This window comes from Bartonella sp. AC130YNZD, from assembly GCF_042196865.1.
In the GTDB taxonomy this organism is placed as follows: Bacteria; Pseudomonadota; Alphaproteobacteria; order Rhizobiales; family Rhizobiaceae; genus Bartonella.
This window is the reverse complement of sequence record NZ_JBHIQZ010000016.1, coordinates 13,998-36,827: the sequence shown is the minus strand read 5'-3', so window position 1 is coordinate 36,827 and position 22,830 is coordinate 13,998. Positions and strand designations below refer to the sequence as shown.

At 37.9% G+C, this 22,830-nt stretch carries 17 protein-coding genes, 1 pseudogene and 1 riboswitch; of the genes and pseudogenes, 9 read left to right on the top strand and 9 right to left on the bottom strand.

Features of this window, described 5'->3' with window-relative positions:
• The first annotated feature begins 299 nt into the window (after window positions 1–299).
• The 3 genes from ACFINU_RS06975 (at window position 300) to ACFINU_RS06965 (ending at window position 3,556) form a co-directional block, all read left to right on the top strand.
• Window positions 300–692, top strand: coding sequence for a Fur family transcriptional regulator (locus ACFINU_RS06975; RefSeq protein WP_375612302.1), 393 nt, complete (start codon window positions 300–302; stop codon window positions 690–692).
• Between the two features lie 173 nt (window positions 693–865).
• The gene (locus ACFINU_RS06970; RefSeq protein WP_375618526.1) at window positions 866–1,960 is read left to right on the top strand and encodes an HlyD family secretion protein; all 1,095 of its coding nucleotides are present in this window, start codon (window positions 866–868) and stop codon (window positions 1,958–1,960) included.
• A gap of 24 nt (window positions 1,961–1,984) precedes the next feature.
• The gene (locus ACFINU_RS06965) at window positions 1,985–3,556 is read left to right on the top strand and encodes a DHA2 family efflux MFS transporter permease subunit (RefSeq protein ID WP_375618527.1); all 1,572 of its coding nucleotides are present in this window, start codon (window positions 1,985–1,987) and stop codon (window positions 3,554–3,556) included.
• Between the two features lie 1,072 nt (window positions 3,557–4,628).
• Here ACFINU_RS06965 and ACFINU_RS06960 read toward each other — a convergent pair.
• Window positions 4,629–5,213: a GNAT family N-acetyltransferase gene (locus tag ACFINU_RS06960; RefSeq protein ID WP_375618528.1), complete on the bottom strand. Its 585-nt coding sequence runs from the start codon at window positions 5,211–5,213 to the stop codon at window positions 4,629–4,631.
• Window positions 5,214–5,288: 75 nt separating this feature from the next.
• Window positions 5,289–6,422: a type III PLP-dependent enzyme gene (locus ACFINU_RS06955; protein ID WP_375618529.1), complete on the bottom strand. Its 1,134-nt coding sequence runs from the start codon at window positions 6,420–6,422 to the stop codon at window positions 5,289–5,291.
• Window positions 6,423–6,457: 35 nt separating this feature from the next.
• On the opposite strand from ACFINU_RS06955, the gene ACFINU_RS06950 reads away from it, so the two are divergent.
• The gene (locus ACFINU_RS06950) at window positions 6,458–6,769 is read left to right on the top strand and encodes a hypothetical protein (RefSeq protein WP_375618530.1); all 312 of its coding nucleotides are present in this window, start codon (window positions 6,458–6,460) and stop codon (window positions 6,767–6,769) included.
• Window positions 6,770–8,123: 1,354 nt separating this feature from the next.
• On the opposite strand, the gene ACFINU_RS06945 is transcribed toward ACFINU_RS06950, so the two are convergent.
• On the bottom strand, window positions 8,124–9,041 hold the full coding sequence (locus ACFINU_RS06945; protein WP_375618546.1) for a rhodanese-related sulfurtransferase: 918 nt from the start codon (window positions 9,039–9,041) through the stop codon (window positions 8,124–8,126).
• 115 nt (window positions 9,042–9,156) lie between these two features.
• Here ACFINU_RS06945 and eda point away from each other — a divergent pair, with 115 nt between their 5' ends.
• Window positions 9,157–9,822, top strand: a complete 666-nt coding sequence (eda, locus tag ACFINU_RS06940; protein ID WP_375618531.1) for a bifunctional 4-hydroxy-2-oxoglutarate aldolase/2-dehydro-3-deoxy-phosphogluconate aldolase — start codon at window positions 9,157–9,159, stop codon at window positions 9,820–9,822.
• On the opposite strand, the pseudogene ACFINU_RS06935 reads toward eda, so the two are convergent.
• Together ACFINU_RS06935 and ACFINU_RS06930 are read right to left on the bottom strand one after the other, a co-directional pair.
• Window positions 9,801–10,250, bottom strand: a pseudogene (locus ACFINU_RS06935) (ferredoxin--NADP reductase); the annotation flags it as partial. The gene eda and the pseudogene ACFINU_RS06935 overlap by 22 nt on opposite strands.
• Window positions 10,251–10,268: 18 nt before the next feature.
• A complete protein-coding gene (locus tag ACFINU_RS06930; RefSeq protein WP_375618532.1) occupies window positions 10,269–11,096 on the bottom strand; it encodes a ferredoxin--NADP reductase in 828 nt (275 codons plus the stop codon).
• 805 nt (window positions 11,097–11,901) lie between these two features.
• On the opposite strand from ACFINU_RS06930, the gene alr reads away from it, so the two are divergent.
• The gene (gene alr, locus ACFINU_RS06925; RefSeq protein WP_375618533.1) at window positions 11,902–13,017 is read left to right on the top strand and encodes an alanine racemase; all 1,116 of its coding nucleotides are present in this window, start codon (window positions 11,902–11,904) and stop codon (window positions 13,015–13,017) included.
• Window positions 13,018–13,686: 669 nt separating this feature from the next.
• Here the strand turns inward: alr and ACFINU_RS06920 are convergent.
• The 4 genes from ACFINU_RS06920 to gcvT form a co-directional block, all read right to left on the bottom strand.
• On the bottom strand, window positions 13,687–13,836 hold the full coding sequence (locus ACFINU_RS06920; protein ID WP_375618534.1) for a hypothetical protein: 150 nt from the start codon (window positions 13,834–13,836) through the stop codon (window positions 13,687–13,689).
• A gap of 721 nt (window positions 13,837–14,557) precedes the next feature.
• The gene (gcvP, locus tag ACFINU_RS06915; RefSeq protein WP_375618547.1) at window positions 14,558–17,353 is read right to left on the bottom strand and encodes an aminomethyl-transferring glycine dehydrogenase; all 2,796 of its coding nucleotides are present in this window, start codon (window positions 17,351–17,353) and stop codon (window positions 14,558–14,560) included.
• A 5-nt stretch (window positions 17,354–17,358) separates the two neighbouring features.
• Window positions 17,359–17,727: a glycine cleavage system protein GcvH gene (gcvH, locus tag ACFINU_RS06910; RefSeq protein WP_375618535.1), complete on the bottom strand. Its 369-nt coding sequence runs from the start codon at window positions 17,725–17,727 to the stop codon at window positions 17,359–17,361.
• 6 nt (window positions 17,728–17,733) lie between these two features.
• Window positions 17,734–18,846 carry a glycine cleavage system aminomethyltransferase GcvT gene (gene gcvT, locus ACFINU_RS06905; protein WP_375618536.1) on the bottom strand — a complete coding sequence of 371 codons (1,113 nt, stop codon included), beginning with the start codon at window positions 18,844–18,846 and terminating at the stop codon, window positions 17,734–17,736.
• A 136-nt stretch (window positions 18,847–18,982) separates the two neighbouring features.
• Window positions 18,983–19,080, bottom strand: a riboswitch (glycine riboswitch).
• A gap of 446 nt (window positions 19,081–19,526) precedes the next feature.
• On the opposite strand from gcvT, the gene ACFINU_RS06900 reads away from it, so the two are divergent.
• The 3 genes from ACFINU_RS06900 (at window position 19,527) to ACFINU_RS06890 (ending at window position 21,624) form a co-directional block, all read left to right on the top strand.
• On the top strand, window positions 19,527–20,189 hold the full coding sequence (locus ACFINU_RS06900) for an LON peptidase substrate-binding domain-containing protein (RefSeq protein ID WP_375610818.1): 663 nt from the start codon (window positions 19,527–19,529) through the stop codon (window positions 20,187–20,189).
• Window positions 20,190–20,202: 13 nt separating this feature from the next.
• Entirely contained in the window at window positions 20,203–20,409 is a 207-nt protein-coding gene (locus ACFINU_RS06895; RefSeq protein WP_273791466.1) for a Trm112 family protein, read from the top strand.
• Between the two features lie 834 nt (window positions 20,410–21,243).
• The gene (locus ACFINU_RS06890; RefSeq protein WP_375612292.1) at window positions 21,244–21,624 is read left to right on the top strand and encodes a helix-turn-helix domain-containing protein; all 381 of its coding nucleotides are present in this window, start codon (window positions 21,244–21,246) and stop codon (window positions 21,622–21,624) included.
• The last annotated feature ends 1,206 nt before the right edge of the window (window positions 21,625–22,830 follow it).

The window sequence follows — 22,830 nt, the reverse complement described above, 5'->3', positions numbered from 1 at the left end:
TTTTTTTAAATAAAATGCCCCAAACAATACCAATAAAATATTAAACAAAAAATCCTATTTCAAGATATTATTGGCAACAAGCAATTATAGGCAAAATAAGAAGCGTATAAAACTTTCATGCCCGATAGCGGCGGCTTTCAGATTATAATACCCCTCCCCTCACAACGATTGCAACTTTTCTTACATATCGCAAGGATGTCATGTAAAAGGCTAAAGATAGAGTACATATTCTATAATCACCATTGCATAAATATCTTACACGCTTTATGCTTTTCCATGGGAGCAAAAGGAAGATGTCAATGTCATCTAAACTGACGCGTAACCAAACATTGGTTTTAAACACTTTAAAAAATGCAAAAGGGCCTTTAAGTGCTTATGCGATTCTCAATCACTTACGCGAAGAAGGTTTTCGTGCACCTCTCCAAGTTTATCGTGCGTTAGAAAAACTCGTACAGTTAAAGTGTATTCATCGTCTTGAAAGTGTAAATGCCTTTATGGTCTGTTTACACCCTGAAAACTGTCAACATGAACTTACAACGTTTATAATTTGCGAAAACTGTGGCACAGTCAACGAAATACAAAATCAAACGATTGTATCGAGTTTAAAACAGATGGTTCAAGCTGTTGACTTCCAAGCACATAAAAGCACCCTAGAAGTACGAGGTCTTTGTAAAAAATGCGCAATAAAATAAGACCGCTAACTTGAAAACAAGATCTCTAACTTGCAAGTTTATATATTTAGCATTATGTACCAGGGATCACCTTATTGTTTGAAAAGCTCTTATCGTCCGTGCATGTATATCACCCGATCTTAGTGATGGGTTTATTATACTCATTGGAACATAAATATTGAAAGTATAAAATCATGTCCGTAGCTGAGACAATTTTTTCAACCAAAAATTTCAATAAAACGCAAAAAAAGAAAGTAATCAAGGCTCTTCTTATTGTCTTTGCACTCTTTGTGGTTTGGTTTAGCTACAAATGGATAACGCAATGGCGTTATATGCTATCCACTGAAGATGCCTATGTACAAGGAGATATAGCCGCTATTGCGACTAAATTAAATGGATATATTGAAAAAATTGCCATTAAAGCCAACCAAGTTGTAAAAAAGGACGATGTTTTATTTTACTTAGACAATGGTGATTATCAAATAGCCTTGGATCAAACAAAAGCGCATCTTGACACACAGAAAAAAACACTTCTACGCATTGATGCACAAATCACAGCCGCTCATAGTGCTTTAGATGATGCAAAAGCGCAAAAAGCAGCCGCTTCAGCCATAGCAACCAATGCACAACTCACCTTAAAACGTGTAACAGAACTGAAAGCCAATCGTTATGCTCCTCAATCTGATGTCGATGATGCCAAATCAGCTTATGAACAAGCCATTGCAAATATTAACAGAGCAGATGCACAAATCGCTGCAGCACGTGCAAATATCCGAGTACTAGAAGCACAACGAAGTGAAACAGAAAGCCAAACAAAGAGTTTAGAACTTTCGCGTGAAAAAGCACAACGTGATCTTGATTCAACCATTATACGCGCGCCATTTGATGGAATCATAGGAAATTTAACAGCAAAAACGGGAGATTTTGTTGTAAATGGCCAACGTCTTGCAGCGTTAGTCCCCATCCATGCACTTTATATTGAAGCAAACTATAAAGAAACACAGTTGCAAAATATTCATGCGGGACAAAAGGCTTATATTTCTGTTGATGCCTTCAAAAAGCAGGTCTTTACAGGAACAGTGCTTTCTATTTCACCCGCAACAGGTGCTGTTTTTTCTCTTCTTCCTCCACAAAACGCAACCGGTAACTTTACAAAGATTGTCCAACGCATTCCCATACGTATTTCTATTCCAGAAGAAGTCTTAAAGACCGGACATATCCGAGCAGGAATGAGTGTTTCAGTAGAAGTTGATACACGTACAAAACCACAAGATAAAAGTCTCTTATAATAACAAGCAAATGACCTCATTATTATGACATCTTCAATACCAAAGCCCTTACAGTCTCAAGAGCGCATAGAAATCCGTAACATTGTGATTTTCACAGTTATGGCCTTTGGCATGTTCATGGCGATTTTGGATATACAAATCGTTGCCTCCTCTTTAGCCGAAGTTCAAGCTGGTCTTTCTGCAAGCTCTGAAGAAATTTCATGGGTTCAAACCTCCTATCTCATCGCTGAAGTCATCATGTTGCCCCTTTCTGGATTCTTAGGAAGATTGCTTTCAACACGTGTTTTCTTCACCATATCAGCGATCGGGTTTACGATTACTTCTGTTCTTTGTGCAACAGCAACATCTATTGGAGAGATGATTATCTACCGTGCATTGCAAGGTTTTATTGGTGGAGGAATTATCCCAAGCGTTTTTGTCGCCTCTTATGTTCTTTTTCCTCCTTCTAAACGCCCAATTGTTACCCCTATTGTTGGACTAGTCGCAACATTAGCCCCTACTATTGGTCCAACGGTCGGAGGTTATCTTTGTCATATCTTATCATGGCACTGGCTTTTTCTCATTAATGTGCCTTTTGGGATTATTATTTCAATTCTCGCTTGGAAGTTGATTGATTTTGATAAAGCAAATCCATCTCTCATGGCTAAATTTGACTGGTTGGGGCTCATTTCTATGGCTGTTTTTCTAGGAACTTTAGAGTATGTACTAGAAGAAGGCGCACGTCATGATTGGCTGAATGATAGGCTGGTTCGGAATTTGTTCATTATCATGATTCTTGCTGCCGCCTTGTTCTTCTGGCGTGCTTTTACAGCAAAAGAACCCATTGTAGATCTCTCTACTTTTTCTAATTTTAATTTTTCAGCTGCATCCATTTTTTCCTTTTCACTGGGGATAGGCCTTTATGGACTCACGTACCTTTATCCTGTCTATTTGAGCCAAATCCGCCATTATGATGCCCTTATGATTGGAGAAACATTGTTTCTTTCAGGATTCGTCATGTTATTAACGGCTCCCCTTGCAGGATTCCTTTCAGCACGAATGGATGCACGTTTAATGATGGCAATAGGACTTTTTGGTTTTGCAATAGGCACTTGGATGGCAAGCACTATCACAGATAAGTGGGATTTTTGGCAGCTTTTTTGGCCGCAAGTTTTCCGTGGTGCTTCTGTAATGTTATGTATGGTTCCTATTAATAATATTGCCTTGGGAACACTCCCACCAGAACGAATGCAAAATGCTTCTGGACTCTTTAATCTCACACGGAATCTAGGTGGTGCTGTAGGGCTTGCCATTATCAGCACTCTCATGACAAAACGCACGCACTTCCATTATGAACGAATAGCCGAAACACTTAACCACGCAAACAGACAAGCAACTGAAATGCTTTCAAAGCTTACTTTATTATTCAAAACAGAAACCTTTGATTCCTATACCCTGGCTCTTTCTCAATTGTTTAATATGGTACGCATACAAGCAATGATTATGGCTTTTAGTGATATTTTCTTTATCATAACCATCATCTTTGGTGTTTTGACATTTATGACCATGTTTCTCAAAAAAATACCACCTCTCATGGATTCACCACCAAATCACTAAGCTTAATTAAAATTGAGAAATATTTTTTATCCTTATCACTTTCCTCGCTTCCTATGCACTTTATCTTTTCTCAAGAGACAGTATAAATAAATATGCGATTCTAAATGATTCTTCTGATAAAAATTCTTTTCAATGCGGGCTCTTTACGCACTTTTAAAATAACTTCTCGCATACAAAAATTGTTTTAGATGATCGGTAAACAAAGATCTTACCTAACGTGCTCCACACTATAAAGATAAAGCAGCTATTTCTATAAGATTTTTGATTTATCACCATAGGGCACAAAAGATTAAAAGATTCTTTGCCCTTTACTCTTTTGAGTCTTACAAGAATATTCATAAAAGATTTATGATTCTTGTGATTTTTATTCACACACCTATTTCCCTTATAATGTGTAGAGTAACGTTTTTTGATTCTGAATGCAAAATTTTACATGAAAAAATCATTTTGTATTTGATCCTCTCATGCCAATTGCAAAACGATTTACCTTTATAGCAAAAAAGTAATGATATATTTTTTTTCAAAAAAGCTGCTTTTGAACATGTAATTTTATTTTTTTACACTCTTTTAAAAAAGCTGATACCTATAATTTTGATTCTACTGCTGCAGTTTTTTCTTTCTTAAGCCCCTTCTCTTTCAACAAGCGCTAAAATTGTATAAAATTTCTCAAAATATCTCTCTATTGAATCAATCAAAACCATTCCCTTGCACATAAAAAGCAAAGAAACAAAAACTGTTTAAGAAAAAAGTAAAATATCCAACCGTTTCGATGCAAGATCTACCAACGATATTGAAAACTGCAAAATGTATGATGATACTGGCTTTAAAAGAATACAAAACCACTCAAAAATCCGGTTCCTTTAATATTATAAAATAGGACGCTATTTCAAAAAATGAGCTTAAAATATATTCCTACTCACTTAACTGAAATTATCAAAAATAAGAAACCAGCCATATAATAAAATCGCAATACAACTCCCCAAAAACTTTGTACCGCTAAATACTTTGGCTCTAACCAAAACAGTATGCTCTCCTCAAAGCCAGCTGTTGAAAAACAAAATAAACACGATCTTCAAGCCACTTTATGATGCTGAAAACGATTTGAAACTTCTCGTTCTCCACTAGGAACCAAAGTACCATAACACCCAGAAAGATAATGTGGTATCAGTTCCAACGCTTGAAAGCGATGCTTTTCGTAAGGACCAGGCATTGCCAAATTTTCTGTTAAACTATTTGAAAAGCCAAAACGTTTATAAAATTCAAAATCCCCTACCAGAAAAATGGCGCCATATCCCAATTTTTTTGCTGTTTCAATTGCATGGCGGACTAAAATTGATCCTATTCCCATACCAGCACATTCAGATGCAACAGCCAAGGGGCCCAAAAGTAAAGCATGTTGTGTTTTATTTTTTCTTTTAAAAAAAGAAACATGCCAAAGACGGACACTTCCCACAAGCTCTCCAAGCGCATTTTTAACCACAAAAGAAAGTCCTTGAGCAGCTAACCGACCACGACGTAAAGCCTCTGATGATTTACGTTTACGTCCATACCCCATCGTTGAATCAAGCAAAATTTCTCGATAAGGCTTATCGGCTTCTTGCTCCAATAAAAGTGTAAAATATGCCCCATCTTTTGTTTGAAAGTTCATCATGTTCATCTCAATGACCGCCCTCTTATAGCGCCATGACGAGCATAGCCAAAAGTCTAAAAAAACTATAGTTAAAAGGAAACCTCAGATCACATATGATCGTAAAGGCTCAAAACCATTAAAAGCAACCGATGCGTAAGTTGTTGTGTAAGCACCCGTTCCATGAATCAATATTTCATCTCCTATCGTTAGGGATAGAGGAAGCGGATAAGGTGTTTTTTCATAGAGAACATCTGCCGAATCGCATGTTGGTCCAGCCAAAATACAAGGCTCCATTACCTTATCATCATGAGGTGTCTCAATAGGATAACGAATGGCTTCATCCATAGTCTCAGCAAGACCATTAAATTTTCCAATATCAAGATAAACCCATCGTACATTATCATTATCAGCTTTTTTAGATATTAGAACAACTTCTGTACGAATAACACCAGCATTGCCAACCATCGCACGTCCTGGCTCAATAATCGTCTCAGGGATACGATTACCAAAATGCTTTTTCAATGAATCAAAAACTGCTGTACCATAAGCTTGTTCTGTAGGGACATCTTTCAAATAACGCGTTGGAAAACCACCCCCCATATTCACCAATTTCAGTGAAATACCTTCTTGTTCCAAACGCTTAAACACTGTAGCAGCATCCGATAAAGCACGATCCCACGCACTCAGATCAACCTGCTGAGATCCAACATGAAAAGAAACACCGTAGGCTTGCAAACCCAATTGATGTGCCCGTCTTAGAACATCAACCGCCATAGCTGGAACACAACCGAATTTGCGTGACAATGGCCACTCTGCACCTTTGCCATCGGTAAGAACACGGCAAAAAACACGTGTTCCTGGAGCAACACGCGCAATTTTTTCCACTTCTTCAACACAATCAACGGCATAAAGTGAAACTCCCAATGCATATGCCCGTGCAATATCACGCTCTTTTTTAATCGTATTCCCAAAAGAAATACGCTCTGACGTTGCTCCTGCTTTTAAAGCCATTTCAATTTCTGCAACAGAAGCCGCATCAAAAGAAGATCCTAAAGAACTCAGCAAACGCAAGATTTCAGGAGCTGGATTTGCCTTTATTGCGTAAAAAATACGAGACTGCGGCAGAGCTTTTTCAAAATTTAAATAGTTGTCACGAACAACATCAAGGTCAACAATTAAGCATGGACCTTCAGAACGATGTGTTGCAAGAAAATCGCGAATACGTTGCGTTGCCATCTGCAATTCTCCTTGAGGGAAAGCTCCCCCACTCTATGCTTGGACAGCCAAAGCTGCCAAAAGCTAAAGGACAAAAAACACACAACAACCATCCCCATTCTGATTACAAAAAATCAGAAATTAGCATTGCATGCAGCGAAAGAACAGCGCGAAAGCCGCGTTATTCTATTTTATCTGCCTTTTTGATTGGAGTTGAGAAAACCACTTCCGCACTGAAGGCAATGAGGTGTGCCTCTATAGTTATCCCAGCATTTAAAAGCTGGAAGACACCAGAAAGGCCCGCACCGTCGTTGCTTCAAGATGTCCTCATTCTTGCAATTGGCTGTAAGAATGACTGGAGCGGTTAGTTCCAGGTACCGTACCGGTTAATCTCACCATTTGAGAACCAGCGGACACCCACAGGCACGTGCGACTTTGGGCAAGGCATCCTATAAAACGAATCCTTTCTCATTTCAATCATTTTTTTAATTTTAAACATTTTTTAATTCTTAAAGATAAAATGGTGCAAAAAAACAACACTCTCCCCCAGACAAAGCCATCCATCCGCTTTCATGAGATCACACCCCTTACATTATCCGTGCAACATAAATCACTGTCTTGCTTTTAAAGCCCCTCGTTTCTTTACCCTATTCTATCTCCTAATATCCGCAGCAGAAAATAACGCAAAATAAATTACTCAAAACATTAATTTATAATGACAATTTATTATTGTGCCCTTAAATAAAAATCCCATTATAAAATCCTCTTATTTCACCCCTCTTACAATGAATCAATTAAAATCATTCTTTTGCGCATCACAAATGAAAAACAATTGAAAAAAGGAGTACCTCTTATATATCCTCTCAAATGCAAAGATGACCAACATTGAAGACTGAGGATAGTAACGACTGAAGCACCATCGTCTTTAAAGATAACGTGTCCTTCCGCCCAACAAAACGCCATCATCTTTCTCATTTACATCCTAAAAAACATCCCTGCTTCCACATTCATTTCACAGCATCGCTTAAGCAAAATATCATGAAGAAATCCCCGTATAATATAGCTTGTATGATATAGATCAACTACATCTCACCCTCTTTATACTTATGAAATTAAAAACAAACGCTCCCATTCTATCTGCCAACTCCCAATATTGCAGAAACTCCTACATTGAAATGTTTCATAACACCTTATCTGAAATGATTTTTGTCCACACGTTGCTCCCATTTGCAACGTACAAGTGAATGAGTTTTACGCGATTCGTTCTCATCTAATCTGAAAGCAATAAAGTTCACAATATTGAACTCTTTATTCAAATGAAAATAAATTATCATTATAAATTAATGTACTATATTAAGTTCTGAAATTATAAACTCCTATTATCATTTTATTTTTTCCACCTAGCATCTGCTTTTTCATCTCCTCTTATTAATCACATCTTATTCATACGCTTTTCTCTTAATCTATAAATCTCCCTCCTCTGCGCTGTTGGTGAACGGCTGTTCTATTTTAAAATGAAAAGTATCTGAAAACTCAATCCTATAAAGTCAAGGAGAGCGAATAATCTATAATGATTATTTATAAGTCAAATAATTTAACATAAACAAAAAGACCGAATAATATCCGGTCTTATAAAATATTTTTCTACCAATATTAAAAAACTCTTCTCTCTTAAATTTAAGAGAAAAACGCTACAACTTAAAACTCTACACTGCGATATCCTTATGTCCCTTGATGAGAATCAATTGCACGCAACTTCAACAATTGAAATTGCCTATGGCGCTCACGAAAGCGCTCTCTATCGGCTTCACTACGCGTGTTATAACAAGCATCACAGGAAACACCTTCCTCATAATGAGGCGATAGTTTGCTTTCAGCATTAAGAGGAGAACGACACGCGCGACATAATTCGCGTCCACATTCTTCAAGACCATGTTGAACAGAAACACGCTCATCAAAAACAAAACACTCACCCCACCATAAACTTTTCTCTTTTGGAATTTTTTCTAAATATTTTAGAATACCTCCTTTTAGATGGTAGACTTGCTCATAACCAAGATCACGAACATAAGCTGTTGATTTTTCACACCGAATACCACCTGTACAAAACATGGCAATTTTCTTTTTTTTCTTTAACTCAGCCTCATGTTTACGCACCCATTCAGGAAATTCGCGAAATGTTTTAATCTGCGGATCAATCGCTCCTTGAAAACTCCCTATCGCATATTCATAGTCATTCCGTGTATCGATTAAAATTGTCTCTTCATCTTGAATAAGAGCATTCCAATCTTCAGGATCAACATAAGTACCAACAACTTTTAGCGGATCAACCCCTTCAACCCCCATTGTCACAATCTCTTTTTTCAAACGCACTTTCATGCGATGAAAAGGCATTTTTGATGCCCATGAATATTTAATCTCCGGCGTTTGAAACGCTGGCTCAGCCGTAATAAAATCCACCAATGCCTCAATCGCAGCACAAGAACCAGCAACCGTTCCATTAATGCCCTCTTGTGCTAAAAGCAGAGTGCCCTTGATATCCTTTGCTTGACATAAATCCTGCAAAGGTTTTTGTAATTGATGATAATGCTTCAAATCTGCAAAGCAATAAAGTGCAGCAACTTTAAAATTCTTTTCCATGTGTTTTGCCATAACGCGCGTTTCATTCAATTTCAAGATTTATTCATGTACTCTTTAACATATTGTGCTTAATCAAACGATACAAATAATATCATCTCCAAGAAGAAAAAATATCATGTGCCAAAAAAGAGAAAAGCTTTTATTATATCTCCAAGGACAAACTGTCATACCTATTTTACTCATTGACAATCTACAAAGTGCTGTACCCTTAACACGCGCTCTTGTCAAAGGTGGATTAAAAACAATTGAGATCACCTTGCGAACACCAAATGCCCTCAAAGCAATTCAGAAAATTACACAAGAAGTTCCTGAAGCAATTGTTGGAGCCGGCACAATTCTCAACACAACACATTACGAAAAAGCCGAACAAGCTGGAGCCAAGTTTATTGTAAGCCCCGGATTATCCAATGAACTAATCAATTGTGCAAAAAATAGTGAAATTCCCCTTCTTCCCGCTGCAATGACCCCAAGTGAACTCATGCAAGCATTAAACAAAGGCTATTCATATCTTAAATTTTTCCCTGCTGAAGCTGCTGGAGGTATTTCCTTCATCGAAGCTTTAGCATCTCCCTTCTCTGATATCCGGTTTTGCCCAACAGGCGGTATTACACAAAAAAGTGCAACACAATGGCTCCAACTGCCCAATGTCTTCTGCGTTGGAGGTTCTTGGATAGCGCCCCAAAAACTCATTGCAATAAGTGATTGGGATTCGATTACTGCATTAGCATATACCGCATCACAACTTCCCTCTCCCTCGAAAAAAGCTCTTTCTACAATATAATGTAAAGTGCAAGAATATCAGCCCCTTCAACAAGACCAAAGCTTTCACACATCCTTGCGCAATCTTTTAACATCGTCATAAAACCATAAATCATCACCCGATCTTCATCGAGATGAATTTTGCGAGTGCTATTGTTTCAAAGCCGCTTGTTTCAAAAAAGCACCCACTCTCCATAACAGTCGTAATACGCCCCATATGCTCAGAAAGCTCACAAGTAGTCATAGAATAAAATTTCAGCTGTTGTGCATATGCCCCACAATGAGTGGATTTTATTGCAAAGAGGAAACAAGATCTTTTGCATAAATTAACTCATTCTTTTCGCGCGTTATTTAAATAAAAACAACTTCTGAAAATTTTTCATAAATGTCAGGCTCACAAATAAAGCTTGCAAAAGAAAAAAAACCGTACCGGTTTGAAAGAAGATAAAGCACCAATTTTCCCACTCATTACTCCACAAAAGCACGCTCTACAACATAAGTAGCAGGAGCATTATTAGCCCCTTCAACAAGACCAAAGCTTTCACACATCCTTGCGCAATCTTTTAACATAGCCATGGAACCACAAATCATCACCCGATCCTCATCAGGATGAATCTTAGGAAGGCCAGTTGTTTCAAAAAAGTCCCCACTTTCCATCACAGTTGTAATACGCCCCATATGCTCAGAAGCTTCACGAGTAGTCATAGGATAAAATCTCAACTGTTGTGCATACTCTCCAATGAGTGGATCTTGTTGCAAAGAGTAAACAAGATCTTTTGCATAAATTAACTCATTTTTTTCGCGCGTTGTTTGAATAAGGACAACTTCTGCAAATTTTTCATAAGTTTCAGGATCACGAATAAGGCTTGCAAAAGGAGCAATCCCCGTCCCAGTTGAAAGAAGATAAAGACGTTTTCCAGGAATAAGAGCATCAAGCACCAGCGTTCCTGTAGATTTTTTACGCATGAGAACTGTATCACCAATTTTAATTTTTTGGAGATGCTCGGTTAAAGGTCCCCCTGGAACTTTTATCGAAAAAAACTCAAGCTGTTCATCCCAAAAGGGACTTGCAATCGAATAAGCGCGATAAACCGGCTTTTCTGCATTTGGCAAACCGATCATAACAAACTCACCCGAACGAAAACGAAAACTTTCCGGACGATTCAGACGGAATTTAAATAACCGATCTGTATAGTGACAAACCTCTTGGACAGTAAGGGCGAACACATTCTCAGGAATCGGAAAATTTGCAACGCTGCTGATGCTTGACGGAACATTGGTAGCAGACGTATTCATACTCTTCCCCATATCTTTATTGAACGTTAAATTTCGAATCCTTGACGTGATATAGTACTTGCACAACCATCTGCCAACAATTTTCTCAACACAAAAGCCTCAAGGTTAACACTTTTATGTCAAAATTAAATAAATGAGTCTAGCACGCTCTATAAGCGATAAAATTGATTTCACTTAAAACCAATCAAAGACTAGAAAGTAAATACTGGATACCCAATCCATCTTGAAAACAAATAATATCCAAATCAACGAGTTTTCTAAATCAACAGTTTTAATGTATCAAAAAGTGTTTACACACTGTTTTCCATTTAACAAAAATAATTTTAAGTGCATGAGACGACATCCAAAATTGCACAGATGAGTGATCTTCCCCCTCATAGTAGAAAACTTGTAATACATTGATTTAACGTGGTTAATTTAATCATTTTACCTTCTCTAAACAAGCAGCCAATGCAATATTTAATCACAACAATCACACCAGCAATAATAGTCTAACATTGCACTCTTCAAAATGATACAATACAATAAACTATGTTTATTTTTTTATATGCCTAAACGAGGGCAAATAAGTAAAAAGTCTATGTTTTACAAATCATTATAAGATACCATGTTGATAACAACACAAATAAAACTAAAGTATCTCTTATATCCAGAGTACCATTTTACATAAAAAATGACTTTAATGGCAGCATAGGCTTCTTATGATTTTGACCATAGCAAATAGTGTCTTTCCCTATATCGTAAAGAACCTCAATGAAACAACCAAAAAAACTCCGTATTTCACGAACACAGATAAGCTTTTAAAATGAACAAATCCGTTAATGATGAAATAAATACATCACTCTATACAGCTGTAGCAACCATCGATGTCAGTGCCATTGTTGCCAATTATATCACTTTAGCCAAACGTGTAGCTCCAACACAATGTTCAGCAGTTGTAAAAGCAAATGCCTATGGATTAGGAACTCACAAAATTGCTCCTGCCCTTTATCAAGCTGGTTGTCGCACTTTTTTTGTCGCACAAATCAGAGAAGCACTCCAATTAAAAAGCATTTTACCATCAAATGTCACGATTGCCATTCTGAATGGACTTCCACACTTAGCAGAAGAGTTTGTCGCACAATCTGGTATTGTTCCTGTTCTAAACTCTTGGAATGCCATTGAAAATTGGCAAAAAATTTGTCAAAAAAAAGATAAAAAATTTCCAGCAATTGTTCAAATCGATACCCATATGAACCGATTAGGACTGGATCAAAAAGAATTACAAAAACTCATCAAACACCCTACAATTTTCGAAAAAGCAGAAATAAAATATATTCTTAGTCATCTTTCTAACGGAGAAGATGATACCCACCCATCAAATTATGCCCAATTGACTTCTTTCAAAACTATCCTTGCACAATTGCCTGCTTGCAAAGTTTCCTTTGCCAATTCTGGAGGTATCTTTCTAGGATCAGATTTTTATTTTGATCTTGTTCGTCCAGGCATTGCACTTTACGGAGTTGATCCGCGGGGAAAACACCCGTCACCTTTGAAACCTGTTTTAAAACTTGAAGCCCAAGTCATTCAAAGCCGCGTTGTTGATATAGGAGCACCTGTTGGTTATGCAGAAAGCTTTATAACCAACAGACCAAGCACTCTTGCAACCATTTCTATAGGCTACGCAGACGGCTGGCTCCGTGCTCTTTCGAATAAAGGAACTGTTTATTTCAACGGGCACAAACTTCCCATGGTTGGGCGGGTTTCTATGGATTCCATTATTGTAGATACGACCGATCTTGAACAAAAACCTCAAACTGGTGACTGGGTAGAACTCATTGGTCCCCATCAAACACTTGAAAAAGTATCTATAGATGCCGATACCCTTCCCAATGAAATTCTAACATCTCTTGGCTCCCGCTATAAATACATTTACACATAAAAACTCTTTAGCCATAAAGAAATAAATTGATAAAAATCATCATTTTAGAAAATTGAGGGGCTTTTACAAAAGATTTTACAACAATCAACCACATAGAATGGTCATAGATACCGTACATTCACAGAAATCTCAAAACAGGCAAGTTGATGGACTGTTTTATGGTAGTAGCTTTCATCTAAAATACAAAAACTTAGCCTTTCCCCATAAATTGACAAAAAAGAATCTACTACAAAGTTTTTAAAATTAATTTCCCAATTAAAATCATTCGCTTGCATACCACAAGCTGGACTATGTGTAGATAAAAATGATTTAAGAAAAGAATAATGCCTCTTATGAACCATAGTGCCAAGAGCTATAACATTAGGCGCTGGCAAAGTGTATGATAGTGCCGGCTTACTCCGTTATGAAGCGTAAAGATTGGGGGATCAATGGATTTACCCCCTTACACCATTCACAAGCGCCGTCGCGAAATGGGATTAGGAGCGAAATATCTCTTTAAAACAAACATGTGAATTAACAACCCAAATATATTCTTTTTGAAGCGTTCTGTTTTACATGAGGATCATTCCCCCACTAAAGAACACAATAAATATAAAGTATGGAGCAATATGTAATCCCCATTATTAAAAAAATATTGCTTTAAATGCTTTTGAAAGCCGCAAAGCTGAATTAAGAGGAGATGACAAACTGATGATTGATTTTCACCTTTACGGCTTTACATTTTCCAAAATGAGATTGTTTTCCAGTTTCAAAGATTACGTCAACAGAAATACGCAATCCCCCGCCCTCACCTGACAGACAAAAGCAGGAACTACTCATAAAGCTCTTTTTTTCTCAATCTCTGGCTCAAAACATGTCGCTGCATTAAGTTTGGATGTTGATTTACAGGCAACAGCTAAAGCACACGAGCTCTTAGGAAAACAGCGCCGTAAAGTCACAAACTGACCTGCAATGAAGTGGAAAAATGTGCTGGCTTTTTATAAGACACCTTGTAAAAAACAACCATAATACACTTGGCTTTGCGTTTACTCATTCTAACAAGTGTTCTTACATATTTTTGCGTCATATTTACAAAAAGCAGATTAAAGAGAAATATTTAGACAATTCTTGACTCGAAAAGATGCAACAACAGAGTTTCTCGTGTCTTTATCATCAAAAACACTAAAATTGATTTTATTCTTCTACAACCGGCCGTCGTCACCTTAGTGAGAAGGAGTATGTCAGAACACATGCAACAGACGGGATCCTATCCTCCGTAGGTTTCGCTCTCGTTTACGTGAACCAGCTGGCTAGAACGATGCCGCCTAGTCACTAAAACCATACCATACGGTAGAAGGCAAAGGAGAGCATGCCTATTGCCGACAAAATACAACTTTTTGTCGACTTTTTCGATTTTGCTCATGTTATAAAAAAACAATGCAAAATTCTAGAAAATAGACAAATAATTCCATAGTAACATGATCAACAAGTATAAAACCCACACAAAATGTGTGGGCTTTTTTGTTTATGCAAATAAACAAATTAAATACATATTTGTTATTTAATAGGTATTTCCCAATGGCGGGCACGAACAAATGAGTATTCTGTCTCCCGCAACATTATCAATACGCGATACAGGAGGCCAATATTTATTGGCTGGATCAAGAAAACTTTTGGGAAAAGCAGCTTCTTGTCGCGAATAGGGTCGTGCCCAAGCATCATCTAAAGTATCTGCCACTGTATGAGGGGCATTCACCAATGGATTATTGTCTTTTGGCCAAACCCCGCTACCAACTTTCTTAGCTTCTTCAGCAATAGAGAGTAAAGCATCACAAAAACGATCAATCTCTGCTTTTGGTTCCGATTCCGTTGGCTCAATCATCAAAGTTCCCGGAACAGGAAACGACATCGTGGGCGCATGGAATCCATAATCAATGAGACGTTTTGCAATATCATCAACACTCACCCCATACTGCTCTTTCAACACGCGTGTATCCACAATACATTCGTGCGCAACACGTCCATGCTTGCCCCGATAAAGAATGGAATAAGCGGCTGAAAGACGTTCAGCAATATAATTGGCATTTAAAATGGCTATTTGTGTTGCATATTTTAAGCCGTCAGCCCCCATCATTCGAATATACATCCATGTAATCGCAAGAATAGACGCACTTCCATAAGGAGCAGCCGAAACCGCATGTGTTGTCCCATCTTGTTCATGACCTGGTAAGAATGGTTTGAGATGCGCTGCAACTCCAATTGGTCCCATACCAGGACCACCACCACCATGAGGAATGGCAAATGTTTTATGAAGATTCATATGACAAACATCAGCGCCAATATCCGCAGGACGAGCAAGCCCCACAAGGGCATTGAGATTAGCACCATCAAAATAAACTTGTCCGCCATTTTCATGAATAATAGAACAAATTTCCTTAATGCTTTCCTCGTAAACACCATGGGTTGAAGGATAAGTAATCATAAGAGCAGCCAATTTATCTTTATGCAATTGCGCTTTCATCTTGAGATCGTCTACATCAACATCACCATCGCTTAAACATTTTACCACAACGACTTCCATACCTGCCATATGGGCTGAGGCTGGATTGGTACCATGCGCAGATGCAGGAATAAGACAAACTGTACGTTGATGTTCACCCCGTGATTGGTAATATCGTCGGATAGCCAAAAGACCAGCATATTCTCCTTGAGCACCAGAATTTGGCTGAAAAGAAACTTGCGCAAATCCTGTAATTTCGCACAACCACGCATTTAACTGGTTGATCATCTCCAAATATCCCGCTGCATCCTCTTGTGAAACAAAGGGGTGTATATTGGCCATGCTAACCCAACTTACAGGCATTAATTCGGCCGCGGCATTAAGCTTCATTGTACAAGAACCAAGAGGGATCATAGCGCGATCCAGCGCCAAATCCTTATCCGCTAAACGACGCAAAAAACGCATCATATCTGTCTCTGAATGAACCGCATGAAAAAAAGGCTGAGAAAGAAAAGCAGCATCCCGTTTTTTTCCAAAGAGTCGTGGAGAAACCTGATCGCCTAATTGTGCCCCAAAAAGCTGCGCTAAAGCACCTGCATCTTCTTCTGTTGATAATTCATCAAAATTGATTACAATAGTGTCATCATCGAAAACACGAATAAGGCGCCCACCTATTTTGGCTTGATGCGCAATCTCTCGCGCTTTTCCCTTAACAGAAATACTCACACAATCAAAAAAGCTTTTCCCTTCAACATGAACCCCTGCTGCTTCTAAACCAGCAACAAAACGACATGTTAAATGATGAATTCGCTGCGCAATTTCTTGTAAGCCTTTTGGCCCATGCCAAACAGCATAAGCGGTTGCCATATTAGCCAACAAAGCCTGCGCTGTACAAATATTTGACGTCGCTTTATCGCGCCGAATATGTTGTTCACGTGTTTGCAAAGCTAAACGAAAACCAACGCGTCCTTTGGTATCCACGGATTGACCAACAATACGCCCTGGAATAAGACGCGTTAACGCATCACTCACGGCAAGGTAACCAGCATGTGGACCACCAAATCCCATCGGAACGCCATAACGCTGCATAGAGCCAACAACGATATCTGCCCCCCATTGAGCCGGTGGCTCCTGAAGGGTAAGCGCTAAAGGATCAGCTACAACGATAACTAAAGTTCCCTTTTCCTTTGCCTCTTTTATGATCTCACTGTAATCATGAAAAGAACCTTTTGTATCTGGCCAAGATAAAACAATTGCCGCTGTATCAGAATCAATTGCGCCATTTTGGCTAATCTGAATCCCTTGTGTTTCAGCACGCGTTTGCGCAACACTCAAAGTCTGAGGATGTAAAAGACTCTGAAGAGAAATTTTTGTTTTTTTCTCACGGAAAAAGCGAAAAGCAAGGGCATTGGCTTCAGCTAAAGCAGTTGCTTCATCAAGAAGGGAAGCAGCAGAAACAGGCAAACCTGTTAGTTCACTAACCAATGTCTGAAAATAAAACAAAAGTTCTAGACGACCCTGGCTAATTTCTGCTTGATAAGGCGTATAAGCAGTATACCAAGCAGGATTTTCAAAAAGATTTCGTAAAATAACCGGAGGCACATAAGTTCCATGATATCCTTGCCCAATAAAACTTTTGTGCACACAATTACGCTCCATCATCTTGGAGAGTTCTTCCAAGGCTTGTCCTTCACTAGCGGCCTCTGGAAGATTCAATGAACGTCCCAAATGGATAGAGTGTGGAACAGCTTGAGAAATGAGTGTCTCAACACAATCAAGCTCTAAAACATCAAGCATTTTTTGTGTTTCATCAGGACGCAGCCCAATATGTCGAGAAGAAAAAGAACGCTCGATCATGCCACTCATCCAATCAAAGCCTTATAAGCATCTTTATCCAATAACCCTTCCAGTTGTGTCTCATCCTGCAATGTCATTTTCCATAACCAGCCTTCTGTTTCGGCTTTCTGATTTACCAATTCAGGATTATCAGCCAATGCTTCATTTATTTCGACCACTTCACCATCAAGAGGAGCATAAACATCTGAAGCCGCCTTCACTGATTCCACAACAGCCGCCGCCTCTCCTTTGGAAAGTTTTGTTCCACTTTGTGGTAAATCAACAAAAACCAAATCCCCTAATTGCTCTTGCGCATAATGCGTAACCCCAACAGTCACCACTTGCCCTTCAACGCTAAGCCATTCATGGTCATGTGTAAAATAAGTTTTAGACATAAAAAATCATCCTTTAAAATAACGTTGTTCAACAAAGGGAAGAGAATGAACTGATAATACAATCTTTTTGCCTCGCAGTTCTGTAAAGACTTGTGTCCCTTCAACTTTAAAATCAACAGGAACGTAACCCATCGCGACAGGACCATCAAAAGAAGGACCAAAACCACCTGATGTTACAATGCCAATCTCATTACCTTGATCATCAAGAAGCAGCGCACCGGCACGAATAGGTTGGCGCGTTTGCGGTTTTAATCCAACACGACAACGAGCCGGTCCTTTTTGCAGTGCTTCAAGAAAAGCCTTCGCACCATAAAATTGTGCTTTTTCTCGAACACTTTTAGGAACAGCCCATGTTAGAGCCGCATCAATAGGTGTCGTATCAGGGGTAATATCATTTCCATGCAAACACAGCCCTGCTTCCAACCGCAAGCTATCGCGTGCTGCAAGTCCAATCCACTCAACACGAGAATCACTCAGCAATTTTTCAGCCAACATATGCGCATGCCCTATAGGCAAAGCAATTTCAAAACCATCCTCTCCCGTATAACCAGAACGCGTTATAAACCAATCCTGTTGTGGTTCGAATCCTTGCATAAAGAACAATTCATTCCCTGGTAAATCGGCATCAGCAAGAACAGCTGCCGCTTCAGGACCTTGAAGCGCAAGCAATACCCTTTCAAGGGCAATCATTTGACATTCAAAATCAACCGCACGCTTTTCCAATTCTACAAAATCAGCCTGTGCATTCCCAGCATTGGCGACCAACATAAAACGACCCTCTTCCAAACGGGTAATGATAAGATCATCAAGAATACCAGCCTGCTCATTAAGCAAATAATTATACCGTGAATGCCCAATCTTTAAAGCTGCTGCATCAATGGGAAAAGCATAGGACAAAAATTCCACAGCTTGTGCCCCTTCAACCGCAATCAATTTCATATGAGAAATATCAAAAAGTCCTGCATGTGCACGCGTATGAAGATGCTCTTTTAAAACGCCAAGAGGATAAGTTAAAGGCATGTTCCAGCCCGCAAAAGCACCAAATTTTGCTCCTGCTTTTTCATGCAAATCATATAAAGGAAGTGTTTTTAAAAAAGATGTTTCTTGTGCTGTGCCCATAATAACTCCAAAGCTGCGCTAACGCCCACAGAATATGGTCGTCTCTGCCCCCTCTGTCATCAACCTGAGAGACTCGCGAAAAGATTTTTCGCTTACACCTTCGGCGCGGGTTCTCCCGACTTTCCAGATCTGCCTTCTTCCTTTTACGGTCCTTAAAGCCTGAGAGATTATGGGCTATTTCCCCTTCGGCGGCAATGCGAAAATTTGCAATCTGCACTCTCCCGCAAAAGAATGAAAGAAACGATAACGCTCTTTCCAGCATATTTAAACCTATAGCCTATCTTTATCACACTGTCATTAGTAAAGTGATGAAAATGTTCTCATTTTAAAACTTGCATAAGCTGCTTCAAAAGATTTATAATATTATCCTTTTGAACCTTACAAAAATTGCAAGGAACACATTTTAGGAAATTTAAGACAAAAATCAAAAGCTATAAACAAAAATACCTCTTGAAAATCATGCAAAACGTCACACACTAAAAAGATCGCAAAGCAATATTCTTTCGCGCGCAGTTCAACCTTAAAGATAGGGTTTCATATTCTTTTTGAGAATAAGGACTTCAAATATTTTATAAGTATGATTTTAATGCACAAGAAGTAGGTTTTCTGCTTTCTCAATAGTGTCATAAATAGCGACTATTTACAGACTAAAACTACCGAACAAAGGTGACAAAATACTCATGAAAGCTGGTAATATCTCTTACAATTGCGAAAATGATCTTCCAAAGCAAATTGCTCTTTTTCCTTTAGAAGGTGCACTCTTACTACCCGGTGGTTTTTTATCACTCAATATTTTTGAACCAGAATCACTTGAAATGATTGAAAATGTTATGGTAACTGATCGTCTATTGGGCATTATTCAACCACTTTCATCGGATACAGATCGCTTCTCTACACAACTTTATAAAACAGGCTGTATAGGGCGCATTACAAACTACAGTGAAACAGGAAACGGACAACTGTTCATTATCTTACAAGGTGTTTGCCGCTTCACTTTAGAACAAGAATTGAAAAACACAAAATCCTATCGAACAGCTCTCATCCAATCAAACATAAAAGACTTGCAAGAATTTGATATTGAAGAAAGCATTAACCGAGAGAACTTACTCGACGTTGTAGAAAAATATCTAACCATACATGAAATGGAATATAATTGGAGCAGCATCATAGAAGCCCCTACACCTATATTGGTTAATGCTTTTTCAGCCCTTATCCCCTTTACACCAGCAGAAAAACAAGCTCTCCTTGAAGCTCCAGATATCGAAAGCCGTGCCCAAACTCTTCTTGCATTAACAGAACGCTCGCTCATGAAACAAACAGGAACAGATTACCGCTTAAACTAATGAATGTCCAAACATGAAAAAAATGACCACAGATCCCAAAATGCTCGAATTGCTCGTCTGCCCAATGACGAAAGGTACTCTCTCTTTCAACCGAAAAACACAAGAGCTCATTTCTCTCAAAGCCAAACTTGCCTACCCTATTCGTGATGGCGTTCCCATTATGCTTGCCTCAGAAGCGCGCCCTTTGCAAAACAATGAAGAAATAACGCATAAAAAATAAAAAATCCTCATGCAATTTCCTTCTACAAGCCCACTGTTATCAAGCCTCTATATCCATATGGTCTCTCAATATTCACGTGTTCTGAGAAAAGGCATTTTACAATAGAGAAATACACTGATTTAAAAGATATTTATATCGCTTTACCCCTTGCAATCAAAGCCCCAAATAGCACAGCTTTTCTCGTTTCAGTCTATTCATTCTGAAGCAATAAAAAACATTCGCTTGCACAACACAAATATCTGAATAAAAATAACTGAAAAAAGGATTCAAACAGCCCTTGTTTTTACCCACACGGCCCACCCGCTTATGATGTACAAGCAAGAGATTTTAATTAATCCAACATGAAAAGATTTGTGATGAGAGGTTTTAAGATATTCCGCTTTGTATTTTTAGTTAAAAAGAATGATTTATCATAACAAATCAATTTGTTGATCTATCGCGAAAGTACAATATAAAAGCACTTACCCTAAATCAGGAGGGGAACATAAGTACAACTGGACATTTATGTTTTCATGACATTCCTATAAGCTTATAGGCTAAAAAATAAGCTTTATTTTCTTGGAATAAGCAATTTGAATTTCAATTGACGATTGAAAATAATTTCCTTATGAATGAAACTTGTGTTTTGGTTATATACACAACGATCAATAGGTCCTAGATGTCCGAAAAACTCAAACTAGAAATAAAACCGCTTTTGCGGATATCCCGGAATTTCCGGGGGCTCTTGTTATGTCCAAGTGCTTTCAGCACTAAAAGCAAGGGGCTGTTTTGAGTCAGCACTTCCAGACCCCGGAATACTAATGCGAGGGCGCTCGCAACCGGAGGGGACATCAAGTGAAAGCCAAAAATCTACATTTTTACGATATTTCTTTAGGCAAAAAAATTCGCTTCAGAAGAAACGTCATGGGGTTTTCTCAAAAACAATTAGGAAGTCATTTAGGCGTAACATTCCAACAAATCCAAAAGTATGAAAAAGGCTTAAATCGCGTAAGTGCAAGACGTTTACAGGAAATTGCTCATATATTAGATGTTCCCGTTTCCTTCTTTTATGCTGATGGCGCAAAAAAAGAAGAGAACCTCTATCATTGTGATGACAGAATAGCAAGCAAAGCAGAATATTTACTTTTAAAAAATTTCAGAATACTGACCCGCAAAAAACAAAGAGCAATTTTGCAGTTGATTTCTGATGAAAAAAATAACCCCTTATTTTCATAAGTTCATTGCAAAGATAATCAAAGTCCTTAATAATCTTGACAAGAATTGTGACTGTCTCCCCACACTTCATGAGAATGAAAATGCTTAATCTAATCTGATTTGTAAATAATCCGAATTCTAACGAGTTTAACTTAGAAATAGTGCATTGATTTATAATGATAATTTAACGTTATTGATATTGAATAAGTGTTTCGAATATCGTAAATTTCTTTCATTTCAAATTTGTTCTATATTGAATCAATCAAAATCTCTTGTTTGCACATTACAAGCAAAGTTGGCGTATGAGTAAAAATGTACAAAAAGGCATACCTCTTATTGAATCGTCTCACATACCAAGAGCTGTAACGACATTGGGCGCTGAAAAAATGGATGATGGTGCTAACTTGCTCTTTTATTAAACGTAAATATGGGGGTGTTCAACGACTTTCCACTCATATGAGTTACTTAAACAAAAGGCTCTCCAAACAAGCCTAAGAATATTCCAACACACTAAAAAAACACTTAAATATATCGAGAAAAATCAAAGATCTTATACCACCATACTCCAAATAATGATATTTTATAGCATAACAGGATTAAAGTAAAAATAAGAAATATAAAGTAAAAAATAGACACGAAAAAAAATATATATAACTTTCATAAGAATTTATCTATATATGGATACTTAAGTTTATCTTGTTGTGCCATAAATTCTATCATTTAAGGTATGAGGATATGAAGCACGCATACCTCCTTGAAACATTCAAATGTTTTTTAGATGCCCAATATCTTTTTAAATATTTTTAGGCCTGCTTGTTGAGCCTTTAGTTTAAGTGAAAAATGGGAAGCCGCTAGAATCTAGCTGTTTACAGACTGTAATAGAAAGCTTCGCTTTTAAAGGTATAGGGAGAAAATTAAATAATTCAACAATTAACAGATAAAGTATTAAAAGATTCCACCAACGCGATACGTAATACCATCCTTAAAAAATTCAAAAGTGAGAAGGTAAACAATTGACAGAAGATAAGAAATTCACTTAATTAAAGTGTTTTCTAAAGAGATAATAGCTTAGCGTAAAATATTCAATTTTTTCAATTCTGAAAAATTAAAAGAGACGTATTATTTGAAATAAAACAATTTATTGTGCTAACAATGATGATTGGTGTGCACAAAATTGAGTTGTTGAAAATCAAAAATATAATTTAATGATGTTCCTTGACCAACTCA

Bases quoted from the DNA above. Each gene is read 5' to 3' on its own strand.
- ACFINU_RS06975 (WP_375612302.1), top strand. From the start codon at position 300: ATGTCATCTAAACTGACGCGTAACCAAACATTGGTTTTAAACACTTTA.
- ACFINU_RS06970 (WP_375618526.1), top strand. From the start codon at position 866: ATGTCCGTAGCTGAGACAATTTTTTCAACCAAAAATTTCAATAAAACG.
- ACFINU_RS06965 (WP_375618527.1), top strand. From the start codon at position 1,985: ATGACATCTTCAATACCAAAGCCCTTACAGTCTCAAGAGCGCATAGAA.
- ACFINU_RS06960 (WP_375618528.1), bottom strand. From the start codon at position 5,213: ATGAACATGATGAACTTTCAAACAAAAGATGGGGCATATTTTACACTT.
- ACFINU_RS06955 (WP_375618529.1), bottom strand. From the start codon at position 6,422: ATGGCAACGCAACGTATTCGCGATTTTCTTGCAACACATCGTTCTGAA.
- ACFINU_RS06950 (WP_375618530.1), top strand. From the start codon at position 6,458: ATGCTTGGACAGCCAAAGCTGCCAAAAGCTAAAGGACAAAAAACACAC.
- ACFINU_RS06945 (WP_375618546.1), bottom strand. From the start codon at position 9,041: ATGGAAAAGAATTTTAAAGTTGCTGCACTTTATTGCTTTGCAGATTTG.
- eda (WP_375618531.1), top strand. From the start codon at position 9,157: ATGTGCCAAAAAAGAGAAAAGCTTTTATTATATCTCCAAGGACAAACT.
- ACFINU_RS06930 (WP_375618532.1), bottom strand. From the start codon at position 11,096: ATGAATACGTCTGCTACCAATGTTCCGTCAAGCATCAGCAGCGTTGCA.
- alr (WP_375618533.1), top strand. From the start codon at position 11,902: ATGAACAAATCCGTTAATGATGAAATAAATACATCACTCTATACAGCT.
- ACFINU_RS06920 (WP_375618534.1), bottom strand. From the start codon at position 13,836: ATGAGTAGTTCCTGCTTTTGTCTGTCAGGTGAGGGCGGGGGATTGCGT.
- gcvP (WP_375618547.1), bottom strand. From the start codon at position 17,353: ATGATCGAGCGTTCTTTTTCTTCTCGACATATTGGGCTGCGTCCTGAT.
- gcvH (WP_375618535.1), bottom strand. From the start codon at position 17,727: ATGTCTAAAACTTATTTTACACATGACCATGAATGGCTTAGCGTTGAA.
- gcvT (WP_375618536.1), bottom strand. From the start codon at position 18,846: ATGGGCACAGCACAAGAAACATCTTTTTTAAAAACACTTCCTTTATAT.
- ACFINU_RS06900 (WP_375610818.1), top strand. From the start codon at position 19,527: ATGAAAGCTGGTAATATCTCTTACAATTGCGAAAATGATCTTCCAAAG.
- ACFINU_RS06895 (WP_273791466.1), top strand. From the start codon at position 20,203: ATGAAAAAAATGACCACAGATCCCAAAATGCTCGAATTGCTCGTCTGC.